The following is a 16,209-nucleotide window of genomic DNA, read 5'->3' as shown; positions in this document are numbered from 1 at the left end:
CGACGGGGCGTGGCACTCGGGGGTGGCCGGTACGTGGAACTCGCGGGTGGCGCTAAGTGGCGCTCGGCCCGCCCCGGCCCGTCCCCACCGCTTAATGGTGCGGCGTTAGGCGCCGCGTGCGGGCATACTCGACGTCATGACCACGCTCAAGTCGAAGCTGCAGGACGACCTCACCACGGCCATCAGGGCCCGTGACGAGCTGCGCTCTTCCACCCTCCGTCTCACTCTGACCGCCGTCCAGAAGGAGGAGGTCGCGGGCACCGAGGCGCGCGAGCTCTCGGACGCCGAGGTCGAGAAGATCATCGCGCGGGAGGCGAAGAAGCGCCGGGAGGCCGCCGAGGCGTTCGACAAGGGCGGCCGTGCCGAGCAGGCGGATCGGGAGCGTGCGGAGGGCGAGGTGCTCGCCACGTACCTGCCCAAGCCGCTCACGGACGAGGAGCTGGAGAACCTGGTCGCCGAGGCCATCGCGGAGGCGAAGGCGGGCGGCGCCGAGGGGCCGAAGGCGATGGGCGCCGTCATGAAGATCGTGAACCCGAAGATCGCGGGCCGGGCCGAGGGCGGCCGGGTGGCCGCGGTGGTCAAGAAGCTGCTCGCGGGCTGAGCGAAGCCGAGAGCAGGGGCGCGGGGGCAGGCGGAGTCCGGCGGGCCCCGGCCCGCCCACTGCGGCGGCGTAGCTGGCTGCCGTACGTACGAGCCGCACCGTGGCCGTACGGAAGAGCCGCACCGCAGCCGTACGGAAGAGCCGCACCCCCGAGCCCTGCCGCATACGTAAGGGGCGCTTCCACCACCAGGTGGAAGCGCCCCTTACGTATATCCGGCCGGCCCCCGAAGAGCCTCAGCCCCCCGTCCCCCCGAACAAGTTCGGGAACCCAGGAATCTCCCATCCCCCACCCGGCTTGTCATCGTGGCCACCGCCACCGCCACCGCCACCGCCACCCCCGCCGGGCCGATGCGGCGGACGGTGATGCCCGCCGCCCCCGCCGCCTCCGCCGCCCTTGTTGTCGTCCTTGTTCTTGCCGGAGTCGCCGATCGGGACGGTGGGCAGGGACGGGGCGGGGCGGCCGGACAGGGCGCCCGACATCGCCTGGCGCCAGATCGGGCCGGGGGTGTCCGCGCCGTACACCTTGTCGTGGAAGGTGCCGCCGATGGTGATGTCGAACATCCGGCGCTTGTGGGCGGGGTCGCCGACCCAGACCGCGCCGGCCATGTTCGGGGTGTAGCCGGTGAACCAGGCGGCGTAGCGGTTGTCGGTGGTGCCGGTCTTGCCCGCGCTGTCCCGGCCCTGGAGGCCGGCCTGCTTGCCGGTGCCGTCCTCGACCACGCCCTTGAGCAGCGCGTTGATGGTCTTGGCGGTGTTCTGCGACATCGCGCGGTGGCAGCTGGTCTTCGGTACGGTCAGCGCCTTGCCGGTCGTGTCGGTGATCGACTCGATGGCCACCGGGGTGCAGGCGACGCCCTCGTTGGCGAAGGTGGCGTACGCGTTGGCCATGGTCAGCGGGGACACCTCGGGGGAGCCGAGCGCGATGGCGGGCTTCTGCTCCACGTCGTGGCCGTTGGCCCGCTGGATGCCCATCTCCTTGGCCATCTTGACCACCGGGCAGATGCCGATGTCGCTGATCAGCTGTACGAAGTAGGTGTTGACCGACTTCGCGGTCGCCTCCTTCATGCTGTACGGGCCGACCTCGGAGGTGTTCTCGTTCGAGACCGGGGCGTGGCCCGTCCACTGCCCGGTGCAGGTGGAGACCGGGCTCGGGTACGGCATCTTGTACGGGGACGAGTACGTCTGCTCCGGGCTCTTGCCCGCCTCCAGGGCCGCCGCCGCGATCACTGGCTTGAACGTCGAGCCGGGCTGGTAGCCCGCGCCGCCGCCCATCTTCTGGTCGACGGACAGATTCATCTGGGTCTGGTTCTGACCGAAGCCGTACGGACGTGACTGGCCCATGCCCAGGATCTTTCCGGTGCCGGGCTGGACGATGGTCGCCGCGGCGGCGACCGGGTCGTTGTCGTAGACCCGGCCGGTGACGGCGGACTGGATCGACTTCTGGGTCTGCGGGTCCAGCGTCGTACGGATCGTCAGGCCGCCCTGGTTCCAGCGCTTTCCGCGCGCCTTGCGGGTCTTGCCGAAGGCCGGGTCGTTGAGCAGGACCTCGCGTACGTAGTCACAGAAGAAGCCGGCACCCGAACTTGCCGTGATGCATCCGTTCTTGGGCCGGCTGACGTCGAGTTTGATCGGCTTCTTGGCGGCGGCGTCGGCCTGCGCCTGCGTGACGGCCTTGGTGTCGGCCATCCGCTGGAGCACGGTGTTACGGCGGCGCTGCGCCTCCTTGGGGTCGTTGACCGGGTCGTAGCGGCTCGGCGACTGCACGATGCCCGCCAGCAGCGCGGACTCGTCCAGCGTGAGGTCCTTGGCGTGCTTGCTGAAGTACCGCTGGGAGGCCGCCTCGACGCCGTACGCCTGCTGCCCGAAGAAGGTGATGTTCAGGTAGTTCTGGAGGATCTTGCGTTTGCCGAGCTCCTCCTCCACCTGGATCGCGTACTTCAGCTCCTTGACCTTGCGGCCGATGGTCTGCTGCGTGGCCTGGGCGACCTTGTCCGGGTCGTCGCCGGCCTCCTCGATGAAGACGTTCTTCACGTACTGCTGCGTCAGCGTCGATGCACCTTCGGACACCCCGCCGGACCGCGCGTTCTTGTTGAGCGCGCGCAGGATGCCCTTCAGGTCGATCGCGCCGTGCTGGTAGAAACGCGCGTCCTCGATGGCGACGATCGCCTTCTGGATGTACGGCGACATGTCCTTGAGGTCGACCACGGTGCGGTCCCGCGAGTAGACCTTGGCGATCTCGCCGCCCTTCGCGTCGAGGATGGTGGTCCGCTGGCTCAGCGGCGGCGTCTTCAGGTTGGCCGGGATCTCGTCGAACCCCTCGACCGATCCCTTGGCCGCAAGGCCCAGCGCGCCGGCGGCGGGGAGGGCCAGACCCGCCAGCACCGCTCCGGCCAGCACGCTGACACCCAGGAATTTAGCGGCCTGCTGGGTCTTGGTCAGACCCCCGCCGTCGCGCTTCTTACCCATGGGGGCACCCTAAGCCTCGGGCGCGGGGTCCGGCGGGAGCGGGGCTCCGTTCGGGACGTCCGCGTACCGGGCCGCGGCCTGCCGGTCGATCCGATCCGGACAACGGTGGAAGCTTTCCGGCCAGGGGTGAACGGCCGGTCGGTCCGACTTCGTCAGATGGCTACGTTCTCAATCGCCGGACAGGGGCGCATCTGTTCGTTTAACCTGATCCCGTCCGGTGCGGCAGACGCATCACATCGATGCGTCAACCCCGCCTCCGGTCGTCGAGCGTGCCCCGTACGTCCGCATGTGTCACCGGAAACCCGCTGTGGTCCTGGCGAAGTGCCCCATGGTGCCGGAAAGGTGGCCTATGCCCCCGGCTCACTCCGTTGGGTGATCTGCCGCGTACGCATAGTCCGTTCGGGCCATTCAAGATTGGGCCCGAAGGGGGTGTTGCGCCCTGCTCGCCTTCCGTAACGTCCTCAACTGGCAACGGTGAATATGCCGCTTGCCGCCGTGGGGGAGCCTCGATTCGGGAGAGGACGGCGCCAGCATGAGCTGGGTAACCGACTGGAGTACACAGGCAGCCTGCCGCACCACCGATCCGGACGAGCTGTTCGTTCAGGGAGCGGCCCAGAACCGGGCCAAGGCGGTCTGCACCGGATGCCCGGTGCGGACGGAGTGCCTGGCCGACGCCTTGGACAACCGCGTGGAGTTCGGAGTCTGGGGCGGCATGACCGAGCGCGAGCGGAGGGCGCTGCTGCGCCGCCGCCCGACCGTCACCTCGTGGCGCCGGCTGCTGGAGACGGCGCGTACGGAATACGAGCGCAGCACGGGCATCCTGCCCGTCGACTGTGACGACGACGAAACGTACGAGAACACCTACGACAACGCGTACGGCAACCGCTACGGCGGTACGTACGACAACTACGCCGCAGTGGGCTAGGCCCGGAGTCCGTTCGCCGTGGTCCGGGCGGTCCGGTGGTGTCGGCGCGAGCCGACGCGGACCGGCGCGCGGTCCGGCGTGCCGCCGGGCAGGGCCGGGTTCGATACCCCGTTCGGTATCGGGTCCGGTGGGACCGGTGCGGTGGTCGGCGCGTGCATGGCCGACGCGGGCCGGTGGTCTTGCGTACGTGCGGTTTGCGTACGTGCGGTGTACGGCGACTGCCGACGTGTTGCCTGCGCGCGGGCCGAAGTGGGCGTGAGCGGTACGGATGGGCGTGTGAGCTGTGCGCGCCCGGAGCGTGCCGTTGGCTGCCCGTACGGCTTCGGCCGACGCGATGTCCACCGGTGCGATCTCGACCGACGCGGCTACGGTCACGGGCGCCCATGGCGCGGGCGCTTGTGGCGGTCAGCGATCAGCGGTGGCCGGTGATGACCAGCGGTGGTTGGTTATGACCAGCGATGGTTGGTAATGATCAGCGGTGATCAGCCGTTGACCGGGACGGCGGTCCGGTCGGGACAACGGTCCCTCGATCCTGCTCTCCGCGCAGTCCCACGCTCGTAACGGAACCCCCACCTTCCCCGGCTCAGCCCTCCCCGTCCTCACTCTTCTCCACCCCACGCTCCTGTACGGCCAGCCGCTCCCCGATCGCCCGCAACCCCGCCAGGTCGTGGACATCGCCGGGCAGCGCGGCGATCTCCGCCACCGGGACCTCGGGGTGCAGCGCGGTGAAGCGGTCGCGCGTGCGGCGCTCGCGCGCGAGCACATGCATGCGCTCGGCGTGCAGCCGCAGGAGGCCGGCGGCGAGACGGGCCGCCGACGGGGAGTCGTCCGTTGTCGAGGGGTCCGCCGCGGCGGGGGAGGGGCCGTCGGCGGTACGAGAATCAGCCTTCCCAGCCTCTAGATCCACAATGCCGTCTCCGCCAAGATTTTCAGACCGGGCGTCGGACGGCTCCGAGAGGGCTTCCGCCGCGGCCAGTGCCCGCTCCGCGCTGAGCTGCGCGGCGCCGCTGCCGTGCACCCGGTTCAGCACCAGCCCGGCCAGCGGCATCTGCTCGGCGGCCAGCCGCTCCACGAAGTACGCGGCCTCCCGCAGCGCGTCCCGCTCCGGCGCCGCCACGACCAGGAACGCCGTGCCGGGCGCCTGGAGCAGCCGGTACGTCGCGTCCGCGCGCGTACGGAAGCCGCCGAACATGGTGTCCATGGCGGCGGCGAACGTCTGGACGTCACGCAGCAGTTGACCGCCCATGATCTTGCTGAGCGTGCCGGTCATCATCGACATGCCGACGTTGAGGAACTTCATCCCGGCCCGCCCGCCGGCCTTCGCGGGCGCCATCAGCACCCGGATGAACTTGCCGTCCAGGAAGGACCCGAGACGCTTGGGCGCGTCCAGGAAGTCGAGCGCGGAGCGGCTGGGCGGGGTGTCCACGATGATCAGGTCCCACGCGTCGCGGGTGCGCAGCTGGCCCAGCTTCTCCATGGCCATGTACTCCTGCGTGCCCGCGAACCCGGCCGACAGGGACTGGTAGAAGGGGTTCTCCAGGATCGCGCGGGCCCGCTCGCCGTCCGCGTGCGCCTCGACGATCTCGTCGAAGGTGCGCTTCATGTCGAGCATCATGGCGTGCAGCTCGCCACCGGCCGACTCGTCCACGCCCTTGACCCGGCGGGGCACGTTGTCCAGTTCCGAGATGCCCATGGACTGCGCCAGCCGGCGGGCCGGGTCGATGGTCAGTACGACGGCCTTCCGACCGCGCTCGGCGGCGCGTACGCCGAGGGCGGCGGCGGTCGTGGTCTTGCCGACGCCGCCGGAGCCGCAGCACACGACGATACGGGTGCGCGGGTCGTCCAGCAGCGGGTCGACCTCCAGGCGGGCGGCGGGTGAGTCCAGCGCGCCGTGCCCGGGTGCGGGTGGTGCGGTGCGCCGGGACGGTGCGGTGCCGTCGTCCTGGGTGGGTGCGTCCGCGCTCATATGGGCCCCTGTTTCCGCAGGTCCCTCGCCAGCCGGTACAGCCCGGCGAGGTCCACTCCCTCCGGGAGCAGCTCCAACTCGTAGGTGGGCAGGCCGAGTCCGGCCAGCTCGGCGTGTTCGGCGCGCTCCAGGTCGACGCGCTGGGCGTGCTCGCGGGCCTCTTCGAGGAGCGGGTCGATGAGCCGGTCGGCCCAGGCCACGCCGGCCGCGCCGCGGCGGCCCCCGCCCAGACCGGCCCCGGCGAGCGCCTCGGCGATGCCGGTACGGGCGCCGTTGGCGGCGATGTCCACCTCGCCGTTGTCCAGTACCTCGGGCCGGGTCATGTTGATCACCACGCCGCCCACCGGCAGACCGGCCGCGCGCAGTTCCGCGATGCCGTCCACCGTCTCCTGGACGGGCATCTCCTCCAGCAGCGTCACCAGGTGGACGGCCGTCTCGGGGGATTTCAGCACCCGCATCACGGCCTGGGCCTGGTTGTGGATCGGGCCGATCTTCGCCAGTCCCGCGACCTCGTCGTTCACGTTCAGGAAGCGGGTGATGCGGCCGGTGGGCGGGGCGTCCATGACGACGGCGTCGTACACGAAGCGCCCGCGTTTGTCCTTGCGGCGCACCGCCTCGCACGCCTTGCCGGTCAGCAGGACGTCCCGCAGGCCGGGGGCGATGGTGGTGGCGAAGTCGATCGCGCCGAGCTTCTTCAGGGCGCGGCCGGCGCCGCCGAGCTTGTAGAACATCTGGAGGTAGTCCAGCAGGGCGCGCTCGGCGTCGATGGCCAGTGCATAAACGTCCCCTCCTCCTGGTCCCGGAGCTACCGCGATCTTGCGCTCCTCGTACGGAAGCGCCTCGGTCTCGAACACCTGGGCAATGCCCTGCCGGCCCTCGACCTCGACCAGGAGGGTACGGCGACCCTCGGTGGCCAGGGCGAGGGCGAGGGCAGCGGCGACCGTGGTCTTGCCGGTACCGCCCTTGCCGCTGACGACATGGAGCCTGCTCACGCCAAGGAGCCTAACCAGTCCGGGTACGGGCTACGCACGGGACCGCCGCCGGGTTGTGCGCCGGGGGCGTACCGGACGTGCCGCGCGCGGGGCGGGACGCGCGGCGACCGCCTCCGCCCGCCGCGTCCGCGGCCCGCCCGTACAGGCATTACGCTCGGCCTCATGACCAAGTGGGAATACGTGACCGTGCCGCTGCTGGTGCACGCGACCAAGCAGATTCTGGACACCTGGGGCGAGGACGGCTGGGAGCTGGTCCAGGTCGTGCCGGGCCCGAACAACCCGGAGCAGCTGGTGGCCTACCTGAAGCGGGAGAAGCAGGCATGAGCGCGGTGGAGGACAAGCTCGCCGAGCTGGGCCTGAAGCTGCCCCAGGTGGTGCCGCCGCTGGCCGCGTACCAGCCCGCGGTGCGCTCGGGCGCGTACGTCCACACCTCCGGCCAGCTGCCGATGGTGGACGGCGCGCTGCCGGCCGCCGGCAAGGTGGGCGCCGAGGTCAGCCCGGAGCAGGCCAAGGAGCTGGCCGCGACCTGCGCGCTGAACGCGCTGGCCGCCGTGAAGTCCGTGATCGGCGACCTCGACAAGATCGTCCGGGTCGTCAAGGTCGTCGGCTTCGTCGCCTCGGCCCCCGGCTTCACCGGGCAGCCCGGCGTCATCAACGGCGCCAGCGAGCTGCTGGGCGAGGTGCTGGGCGACAAGGGCGTGCACGCCCGCTCCGCGGTGGGCGTGGCCGTGCTGCCGATCGACGCGCCGGTCGAGGTCGAGATGCAGGTCGAGGTCGCGGACTGACGTCGGGCGGGAACTCCGCACTCCGTATCCGTACGGCACCAGGAGGCTCCGAACCGGGAGGCTCCGGCGTCCGGCGACGGCCGGGCGGGCGTTCCGTACCCGTACGAAACCGAAGAGCTTCAAGGGCCGGGCGGGCCGGGAATCCGGGCCGCCCGGCCCCGCCGTGTCCGGGGCCCCCTCGAACATCCACGCGCAAGCGCATAGCATCCGGCCATGTCGTCGACCCCCAACGGCCAGTGGTATCCGCCGGAATGGCCGGACCGCATCCGGGCCCTCGCGCAGGGCGAGCTGACCCCCGCGGCGCCCCGCCGGGCCGCGACCGTCCTGCTGCTGCGGGACACCGGCACCGGCGGCCCGGCCGTCCACATGCTGCGCAGACGCGCCTCGATGGCCTTCGCGGGCGGCGCGTACGCCTACCCCGGCGGGTCCGTCGACGCGCGGGACGAACGGCCGGTGGCCTGGGCCGGGCCCTCGCGGGCCGAGTGGGCCGCCCGGCTCGGCTTCGGGACCGGGGAGGAGGCCGCGGCGCAGGCCGTGGTCTGCGCGGCCGTCCGGGAGACGTTCGAGGAGGCGGGCGTGCTGCTCGCCGGGGCCTCGGCGGACACCGTGGTCGCGGACACGACGGGGGGCGACTGGGAGGCGGACCGCGCGGCGCTGGTCGCCCGCGAACTGTCCTTCGCCGACTTCCTGGACCGCCGCGGCCTCGTCCTGCGCAGCGACCTGCTGGGCGCCTGGGCGCGCTGGATCACCCCGGAGTTCGAGCCGCGCCGCTACGACACCTGGTTCTTCGTGGCCGCCCTGCCCGCCGGACAGCGCTGCCGGAACGCGTCCACCGAGGCCGACCGTACGGTGTGGATCCGCCCCGCCGAAGCCGCCGCCGGCTACGACCGCGGCGAACTGCTGATGATGCCGCCGACCATCTCCACGCTGCGCAGCCTGGAGCCGTACGGGAGCGCCGCCGAAGCCCTCGCCGCGGCCGGCGGGCGGGACCTGGCGCCCGTTCTCGCGCGGGCCGAGGTCAGGGGCGGCGAGATCGTCCTGAGCTGGCCGGGGCACGACGAGTTCACCAAGCACGTCGCCTCCGGGCACGCCGACCCCGAGCACATCGCCTCCGCCGAGCGCCCGGACGCCTCGGTCCCATCCCGGACCACGCCCCCGCCCATGCCCCCGCCCACGACCACGGGAGAGCCCACCGCATGACGTACGCAGCCGCCCTCCCCGGCCAGCCCCGCGGCGGGGCCATCGCCGGGCCCGCCACCGACCGCGCCCGGTGCGTGCTCGCGCCGAACCCGTCCCCGATGACCCTGGACGGCACCAACACCTGGATCGTCGCCGAGCCCGACGCGGACCTGGCGGTCGTCATCGACCCGGGCCCGCTGGACGAGACCCACCTCAAGGCCGTCGTGGACGCCGCCGAACAGGCCGGGAAGCGCATCGGCCTGACCCTGCTGACGCATGGTCACCCGGACCACGCCGAGGGCGCCGCGCGGTTCGCGGAGCTGACCGGCACGGCCGTACGGGCGCTGGACCCGGCGCTGCGCCTCGGCGACGAGGGGCTGGCGGCCGGTGACGTGATCACCACCGGCGGCCTGGAGCTGCGCGTCGTACCGACCCCCGGCCACACCGCAGACTCGCTCTCCTTCCACCTCCCGGCCGACGCCGCCGTCCTGACCGGCGACACGATCCTGGGCCGCGGCACCACCGTCGTCGCGCACCCGGACGGCCGCCTCGGCGACTACCTCGACTCGCTGCGGCGGCTGCGCTCGCTGACGGTCGACGACGGCGTGACGACCGTGCTCCCCGGCCACGGCCCCGTGCTGAACGACGCGCAGGGCGCGGTCGAGTTCTACCTCGCGCACCGCGCCAACCGGCTGGCCCAGGTGGAGACGGCGGTCGAGGCCGGTCACCGGACGCCGTCGGAGGTCGTGGCGAGCGTGTACGCGGACGTGGACCGCACGCTGTGGCCGGCGGCGGAGTTGTCGGTGCGGGCGCAGTTGGATTACTTGGGGGAGCACGGGTTGATCTGAGGGGTGGACTGATCCGAGAGCCGACCGGAGTGGGGCCTAAGCAGGATCGTCGTCCGTCGCGGGCCCCAGCTCCCGCTCGATCCCTCCGCGCAGCAGCTCGCGGGCGCGGTCCAGCGGCACCGAACCGCTCAGCCAGCGGGTGCTGAGCCCTTCCACCAGCGCGGTGAGCCGTTCGGCCACGTCGGCCACCGGGGCGTCGCGGTCGGCCGTGCCCGCGGCCTGGGCTTCCCGTACGAGGTCGGCCAGGTCGTCGGTCCACTGCCGGGTCGCCTCGCGCAACTGCTCCCGCAGTCCGGTGTCGAAGACGGCGCTGGACTGGAACTCGCCCCAGGCGGTGCTGTTCTCCACCATCTCGGGGGTGTCCTGGAGCTCGCGCAGCAGCATCTCTTCCAACTGGGCGCGCGGGCCCGCGAGGCGCACCGTCTCCGGGTCCGGCGTGGTGTGGCGTTCGGCGCGTTCGCCGATGAAGTCGAGGGTGCGGCGCAGCAGTTCGGCGCGCCCGCCGAAGTGGTAGTAGATCAGCCCGGTGGACACCCCGGCCTCGGCGGCGATCTCCTCCACCCGCAGGCCGCGTACGCCGTTTCGCGCGATGGTGCGGGTCGCGGCTTCCAGGATCTGTACTCGGCGCTCGGACACAGTCGACCACCGTACTCGGTGGCCGGTCAGCGGTAACCGGTCGCCATCGGTTCTCGCCGGTGCTACGTTCGACCCCAGGGCCCTGACTGAAATTTCAGTCAGGAAAGCAGGGCGGTCCGGCACCGTGGACGGCCCGGAAGGAGAACAGCCGGTCATGAACCGACCACGACGCCTTCTGTCGCGCCGCAGGCTGCTGGGGCTCGGCGGCCTGGGAGCGCTGGCGGGTACGGGCCTCGCGTACGCCGCGTGGTCGCCCGGGGCCTCCGGCAGTCCCGGGGCCACCGCGCCGACCGCCGCGTCCGGTCCCGCCCGGATGCCTGCCGAGTGGGGTCCCCATGCCGCCACGTACCTCGCCTGGCCGCCGGCCGACTCCCCCTGGAAGGACCAGGCCCCCGCCGTGCAGCGCGACATCGCCCGACTGGCGCGCACGCTCGCCGAGTACGAGCCGGTCGTGCTGCTGGCCGCCCCGGAGGAGAAGGCGCAGGCCCGCGCGGGGTGCGGTACGTCCGTGGAGATCGTGCCGATACCGGTCGATGACCTGTGGATACGCGATACCGGTCCGGTCTTCGTCACCCGGCCGGCTACGTCACCGGGGCCCGGCCGCGCGGGCGTCGACCTCCACTTCAACGGGTGGGGCGGCAAGCAGCGCCACCCGCGCGATGCCGGGGTGGCCCGCGGGCTGCTGGGCCACGCGGGGATCGCCCGTATCGATGCCGGGATCGTCGCCGAGGGCGGCTCCGTGGAGGTCGACGGTGAGGGAACCCTGCTCGCCACCGAGAGTTCGCTGGTCAACCCGAACCGCAACCCCGGCAGGACGCGGGCGGAGATCGAGCGGGAGCTGTGCCGCGTCCTTGGCGTGTCCCGGGTGGTCTGGCTCGCGGGCGTGCGCGGCGAGGACATCACCGACTGCCACGTCGACACCATCGCCCGCTTCGTGGAGCCGGGCGTGGTCGCCCTGAACCGCCCCTGGAAGGGGGACGGCCCGGACGTCTGGACACGGGTGTACGAGCAGGCCCGTGGCGTCCTCATGAAGGCGCGGGACGCCCGGGGCAGGCGGCTGGAGATCGTCGAGGTGGAGGAGCCCGACCCGTACGCGATCGGCGACCGGGGCCCGGCGTTCCTGGCCTCGTACCTGAACTACTACGTGGCGAACGGCGTGGTGGTCCTGCCGCGCTTCGGCGACCGGCGGGCCGACGACCGGGCCGCCGGGGTGCTGCGCGAGCTGCATCCCGGCCGGGAGATCCGGCAGGTGTCGATCGACGCGGTCGGGGAGGGTGGGGGCGGCGTTCACTGCGCTACGCAGCAGGTGCCGTGGGTGGCGTGAGGCTCTGCGGGTGCCATAGGGCGGTGGCATAGGGCCCTACGGGCTCTGTAGGGCCTGCTATGGGCGCGGGCGGGTGCCGGGGGTGCCGGGGGTGCCGGGGGTGCCGTAGGGCCGGTTGGCCGGTTTCACGCGAAAGGGTCCCGCTCCTCGGGGGAGCGGGACCCTTCCGGTGTCCGGTGTGGCGTGCGGCGCGGCGGCCGGCGCGCGTCAGCGCGAACGCTTCGCCAGGCGCTCCACGTCCAGCAGGATCACCGCGCGCGCCTCCAGGCGCAGCCAGCCGCGGCCGGCGAAGTCCGCGAGGGCCTTGTTGACCGTCTCGCGCGAGGCGCCGACGAGCTGGGCCAGCTCCTCCTGCGTGAGGTCGTGCACGACGTGGATGCCCTCCTCGGACTGCACGCCGAAGCGGCGCGACAGGTCCAGGAGCGCGCGGGCGACACGGCCCGGCACGTCGGAGAAGACCAGGTCGGACATCTGGTCGTTGGTCTTGCGCAGGCGGCGCGCGACGGCGCGCAGCAGGGCGGTCGCGACCTCCGGGCGGGCGTTCAGCCAGGGCTGGAGGTCGCCGTGGCCCAGGCCCAGCAGCTTGACCTCGGTGAGTGCGGTGGCGGTGGCGGTACGCGGGCCCGGGTCGAAGAGGGAGAGCTCGCCGATCAGCTCACCGGGGCCGAGGACGGCGAGCATGTTCTCCCGTCCGTCGGGGGAGGTGCGGTGCAGCTTGACCTTGCCCTCGGTGACCACGTACAGGCGGTCGCCCGGGTCCCCTTCGTGGAACAGGGCGTCGCCGCGGGCGAGCGTGACCTCTCCCATCGAGGCGCGCAGCTCGGCCGCCTGCTCGTCATCGAGCGCCGCGAAGAGCGGTGCGCGCCGCAGAACGTCGTCCACGAGATCTCTCCTTGTCGACATGCTCAAAGGGACCTTGGTCCCCATCATGCCGGAATGCAAAACAGTGCGATCAATCACAAGGATGCCGGACCCGTGGCGCAAGCCATACGGCAGGGGGCCGATTGGGCCCACCGGTCAGGGAGATCGGACCGGATGTCAGTGGGTGGCCTTACGCTGGCCGAGTGTCCAATACGCCGGTGAGAGCACAGGACCAGGGGGCTGAGCGAGTGAGCGCGGGCCGCGATTCCGCTGTGGGCGAACAGGCGCCCGCCGAGGCCGCGAAGGCGGCGAAAACCGGGGAAAGAGCGAAAAAGGCGACGACACGGAAGAAGTCCGCCGCAACGGCTACGACTGGGACCTCTGCCGCCAAGCAGGTCGCTGCGAAGAAGGCGGCGGCGGAACCGGCTGTCGCGAAGAAGACCGCGGCCAAGAAGGCGACTGCCAAGAAGGCGGCAGCGTCGAAGCCTGCGGCCGGGGAGACCGCGGCTAAGAAGGCCGGGGTCAAGAAGGCGACTGCCGAGCAGACGGCCGCCGAGAAGACGGCGGCGACGAAGACTGCGGCCAAGAAGACTGCGGCTGGGAAGACCGCGGCCAAGAAGGCCCCCGCCAAGAAGGCAGCCGCCGAGAAGGCCACTGCCGGAAAGTCGGCTGCCACGAAGACGGCCGCCAAGAAGACCGCCCCCGCCAAGAAGGCCGCCAAGGCCACCAAGCCCGCAGCCTCCACGCAGCCCGCCGCCAAACAGCCCGCCCCCAAGTCCCCCGCCAAGCCCGAGTCCCGTGCGGCCATGGTGCGCCGTGCCCGCCGGATGAACCGCGAGCTGGCCGAGGTCTATCCGTACGCCCATCCCGAGCTGGACTTCCGCAACTCCTTCGAGCTGCTCGTCGCCACGGTCCTGTCCGCGCAGACCACCGACCTGCGGGTCAACCAGACCACCCCCGCCCTGTTCGCCGCCTATCCCACTCCGGAGGACATGGCCGCCGCCGAGCCCGAGCGGCTGGAGGAGCTGATCCGGCCGACCGGCTTCTTCCGGGCCAAGGCCAAGTCGCTGCTCGGCCTCTCCACGGCGCTACGGGACCGTTTCGACGGCGAGGTCCCCGGCCGCCTGGAGGACCTGGTGACGCTGCCGGGCGTCGGCCGCAAGACCGCCAATGTCGTCCTGGGCAATGCCTTCGGCGTCCCGGGGATCACGGTCGACACCCACTTCGGCCGGCTGGTCCGCCGCTTCCGCTGGACCGAGCAGCAGGACCCGGAGAAGGTCGAGGCGGAGATCGCCGAGATCTTCCCCAAGAGCGAGTGGACGATGCTCTCGCACCGCGTGGTCTTCCACGGCCGCCGCGTCTGCCATTCCCGCAAGCCCGCCTGCGGCGCCTGCCCCATCGCCCACGACTGCCCGTCGTACGGCGAGGGCGAGCTGGACCCGGAGAAGGCGAAGAAGCTGCTCAAGTACGAGATGGGCGGCCAGCCGGGCCAGCGGCTGCGGCCCCCGGCCGACTATCCGGGACAGCCCGCGCCCCCGCTGGCGGGCCGGTGAACACCGCCGCGCGCCGCCCCCGCGCCCCCGCCCGGTACCAAACGCTCACACGGGAAGCGGAACCGAACCGGCCGCGAAATGACTCAGCCCGAATAGGACCGGCCACGGCCGCATGACCATCGATCCCACCGATCCAGGGCCTGAGGGGGCGCGTATGACGAGCGCACGGGAGCAGTACGCGAAGACCGCGGCGTATGAGACGGCGGTCCGCACCGACGGCCTGCCGCAGTGGCTGGCGCCGGTGGCCCGTGCCGCCGCCACGATCGAGCCCCACCAGCTCAGCCGGTTCCTGCCGCCCGAGACCGGCGGCCGGCCGTCCGCCGTACTGGTCCTGTTCGGGCACGGCGACCGCGGCCCCGAGCTGCTGCTCATGGAGCGCGCCGGCACCCTGCGCTCGCACGCCGGACAGCCCTCGTTCCCCGGCGGCGCCCTCGACCCCGAGGACGGCGACCCGGAGGGCGCGGGCCCGGTGCGCGCGGCGCTGCGCGAGGCGTGGGAGGAGACCGGCCTCGATCCGGCCGGCGTCCAGGTCTTCGGTGTGCTGCCGCGGCTGTACATCCCCGTCAGCGGGTTCGTCGTCACGCCCGTACTGGGCTGGTGGCGCGAGCCGAGTCCGGTCGGCGCGGTGGACGAGGCGGAGACGGCCCGGGTCTTCACGGTGCCCGTGGCGGATCTCACGGACCCCGCCCACCGGGTGACCACCCGCCACCCCAGCGGCCACGTCGGCCCCGCCTTCCTCGTCGAGGACGCGCTGGTCTGGGGTTTCACCGCGGGCGTGATTGACCGGATCCTGCACTACGCGGGGTGGGAGCTGCCATGGGACCGTGCCAAGCAGGTCCCGCTCGACCGGCGCGCGTGAGACGGTGTCGGGCGTGAACGTGCTGGACATCGTGCTGTTGGCCGCCGCGGTGTGGTTCGCCGTCGTCGGCTACCGCCAGGGCTTCGTCGTCGGCATCCTCTCCGTGATCGGCTTCCTCGGAGGCGGCCTGGTCGCGGTCTATGTGCTGCCGGTGATCTGGAACGAGATCACCGACGACGCCACCCCGGGCACCTTCGCGGCGATCGCGGCGGTCGCCATCGTGATCGTGTGCGCCTCGGTGGGCCAGGCCCTCACCACCCACCTGGGCAACAAACTCCGGAGATACATCACCTGGTCACCGGCGCGCGCCCTGGACGCCACCGGCGGCGCGCTGGTCAACGTCCTGGCCATGCTGCTGGTCGCCTGGCTCATCGGCTCCATGCTGGCCCAGACCTCGATACCGACGCTGGGCAAGGTGGTCCGCAACTCCAAGGTGCTGCTCGGCGTCACCCAGGTGATGCCGGAGGAGGCGAACAACTGGTTCAAGGACTTCCAGTCGGTCCTCAAGCAGAACGGCTTCCCGCAGGTCTTCACGCCGTTCTCGAACGAGCCGATCCACGCGGTGCCCGCCCCGGACCCCAAGCTGGCCAGCAGCCCCGTCACGGCGCGGGCCCGCAAGAGCATCGTCAAGGTCGTCGGCACGGCCCCGAGCTGCGGCAAGGTCCTCGAAGGCAGCGGTTTCGTCTTCGCGCCGCACCGTGTGATGACCAACGCCCACGTGGTGGGAGGCGTCAAGGAGCCGACGGTCCAGATAGGCGGCGAGGGCCGTACGTACGACGCGAAGGTCGTCCTCTACGACTGGCAGCGCGACATCGCGGTGCTCGACGTGCCGTCGCTGTCCGCGCCCGCGCTGCGCTTCGCACAGGACGCCGCGGGCACCGGCAAGGGCGCCATCGTCGCCGGGTTCCCGGAGAACGGCGGCTACGACGTCCGCGCGGCCCGTATCCGCAGCCGCATCAAGGCCGACGGGCCGGACATCTACCACCGCGGCACGGTCGCCCGCGACGTCTACTCCCTGTACGCCACGGTCCGGCAGGGCAACTCCGGCGGCCCGCTGCTCACGCCGAACGGCGAGGTCTACGGAGTGGTCTTCGCCAAGTCCCTGGACGACACCAACACCGGCTACGCGCTCACCGCCGACGAGATCCGCTCGGACATCACCCAGGGGCGCACGGCCGAGCGGCCGGTGGACAGCCAGGGCTGCGCGATGTGAC

15 protein-coding genes are annotated in these 16,209 nt (G+C 71.9%); 10 read left to right on the top strand and 5 right to left on the bottom strand.

Annotated features, from left to right (window positions below; genetic code table 11):
* Positions 1–136: 136 nt before the first annotated feature.
* Entirely contained in the window at positions 137–601 is a 465-nt protein-coding gene (locus tag CP984_RS17790) for a GatB/YqeY domain-containing protein (protein WP_003981541.1), read from the top strand.
* A gap of 234 nt (positions 602–835) precedes the next feature.
* Here the strand turns inward: CP984_RS17790 and CP984_RS17785 are convergent, their stop codons facing one another.
* A complete protein-coding gene (locus CP984_RS17785; protein WP_003981540.1) occupies positions 836–3,067 on the bottom strand; it encodes a transglycosylase domain-containing protein in 2,232 nt (743 codons plus the stop codon).
* 532 nt (positions 3,068–3,599) lie between these two features.
* Between CP984_RS17785 and CP984_RS17780 the strand changes: the two genes are divergently transcribed.
* Positions 3,600–3,992 (top strand): WhiB family transcriptional regulator, encoded by a 393-nt coding sequence (locus CP984_RS17780; protein WP_003981539.1) that lies wholly within the window; start codon positions 3,600–3,602, stop codon positions 3,990–3,992.
* Between the two features lie 583 nt (positions 3,993–4,575).
* On the opposite strand, the gene CP984_RS17775 is transcribed toward CP984_RS17780, so the two are convergent.
* Together CP984_RS17775 and CP984_RS17770 are read right to left on the bottom strand one after the other, a co-directional pair.
* Positions 4,576–5,958 carry an ArsA family ATPase gene (locus tag CP984_RS17775; protein WP_003981538.1) on the bottom strand — a complete coding sequence of 461 codons (1,383 nt, stop codon included), beginning with the start codon at positions 5,956–5,958 and terminating at the stop codon, positions 4,576–4,578.
* Entirely contained in the window at positions 5,955–6,950 is a 996-nt protein-coding gene (locus CP984_RS17770; protein ID WP_003981537.1) for an ArsA family ATPase, read from the bottom strand. Before CP984_RS17770 ends, CP984_RS17775 begins: the two co-directional genes overlap by 4 nt.
* A gap of 162 nt (positions 6,951–7,112) precedes the next feature.
* Between CP984_RS17770 and CP984_RS17765 the strand changes: the two genes are divergently transcribed.
* The 4 genes from CP984_RS17765 to CP984_RS17750 all read left to right on the top strand — a co-directional run bounded on the left by CP984_RS17765 (position 7,113) and on the right by CP984_RS17750 (position 9,762).
* On the top strand, positions 7,113–7,274 hold the full coding sequence (locus CP984_RS17765; RefSeq protein WP_003981536.1) for a DUF4177 domain-containing protein: 162 nt from the start codon (positions 7,113–7,115) through the stop codon (positions 7,272–7,274).
* On the top strand, positions 7,271–7,735 hold the full coding sequence (locus tag CP984_RS17760; RefSeq protein ID WP_003981535.1) for a RidA family protein: 465 nt from the start codon (positions 7,271–7,273) through the stop codon (positions 7,733–7,735). Before CP984_RS17765 ends, CP984_RS17760 begins: the two co-directional genes overlap by 4 nt.
* A 213-nt stretch (positions 7,736–7,948) precedes the next feature.
* Positions 7,949–8,935 carry an NUDIX hydrolase gene (locus CP984_RS17755; RefSeq protein ID WP_003981534.1) on the top strand — a complete coding sequence of 329 codons (987 nt, stop codon included), beginning with the start codon at positions 7,949–7,951 and terminating at the stop codon, positions 8,933–8,935.
* Complete coding sequence (locus tag CP984_RS17750) at positions 8,932–9,762, top strand: MBL fold metallo-hydrolase (protein ID WP_003981533.1); 831 nt, start codon at positions 8,932–8,934, stop codon at positions 9,760–9,762. Before CP984_RS17755 ends, CP984_RS17750 begins: the two co-directional genes overlap by 4 nt.
* Before the next feature lie 36 nt (positions 9,763–9,798).
* On the opposite strand, the gene CP984_RS17745 is transcribed toward CP984_RS17750, so the two are convergent.
* Positions 9,799–10,398 carry a TetR/AcrR family transcriptional regulator gene (locus CP984_RS17745; protein WP_003981532.1) on the bottom strand — a complete coding sequence of 200 codons (600 nt, stop codon included), beginning with the start codon at positions 10,396–10,398 and terminating at the stop codon, positions 9,799–9,801.
* A gap of 154 nt (positions 10,399–10,552) precedes the next feature.
* On the opposite strand from CP984_RS17745, the gene CP984_RS17740 reads away from it, so the two are divergent.
* Positions 10,553–11,722: an agmatine deiminase family protein gene (locus tag CP984_RS17740; protein WP_003981531.1), complete on the top strand. Its 1,170-nt coding sequence runs from the start codon at positions 10,553–10,555 to the stop codon at positions 11,720–11,722.
* A gap of 207 nt (positions 11,723–11,929) precedes the next feature.
* Here CP984_RS17740 and CP984_RS17735 read toward each other — a convergent pair whose 3' ends face one another.
* Positions 11,930–12,604 (bottom strand): Crp/Fnr family transcriptional regulator, encoded by a 675-nt coding sequence (locus CP984_RS17735; protein WP_003981529.1) that lies wholly within the window; start codon positions 12,602–12,604, stop codon positions 11,930–11,932.
* 251 nt (positions 12,605–12,855) lie between these two features.
* Between CP984_RS17735 and nth the strand changes: the two genes are divergently transcribed.
* The 3 genes from nth to CP984_RS17720 all read left to right on the top strand — a co-directional run bounded on the left by nth (position 12,856) and on the right by CP984_RS17720 (position 16,208).
* A complete protein-coding gene (gene nth, locus CP984_RS17730; RefSeq protein WP_078575514.1) occupies positions 12,856–14,136 on the top strand; it encodes an endonuclease III in 1,281 nt (426 codons plus the stop codon).
* A gap of 154 nt (positions 14,137–14,290) precedes the next feature.
* Positions 14,291–14,995 (top strand): NUDIX hydrolase, encoded by a 705-nt coding sequence (locus CP984_RS17725; protein WP_003981526.1) that lies wholly within the window; start codon positions 14,291–14,293, stop codon positions 14,993–14,995.
* A gap of 13 nt (positions 14,996–15,008) precedes the next feature.
* Positions 15,009–16,208, top strand: a complete 1,200-nt coding sequence (locus CP984_RS17720; RefSeq protein WP_003981525.1) for a MarP family serine protease — start codon at positions 15,009–15,011, stop codon at positions 16,206–16,208.
* Position 16,209: the final 1 nt, after the last annotated feature.

The sequence above is a fragment of the Streptomyces rimosus genome, from assembly GCF_008704655.1.
Lineage (GTDB): Bacteria > Actinomycetota > Actinomycetes > Streptomycetales > Streptomycetaceae > Streptomyces > Streptomyces rimosus.
Note: the sequence above shows the minus strand (reverse complement) of the source record. Positions and strands in the feature narration are given on the sequence as shown.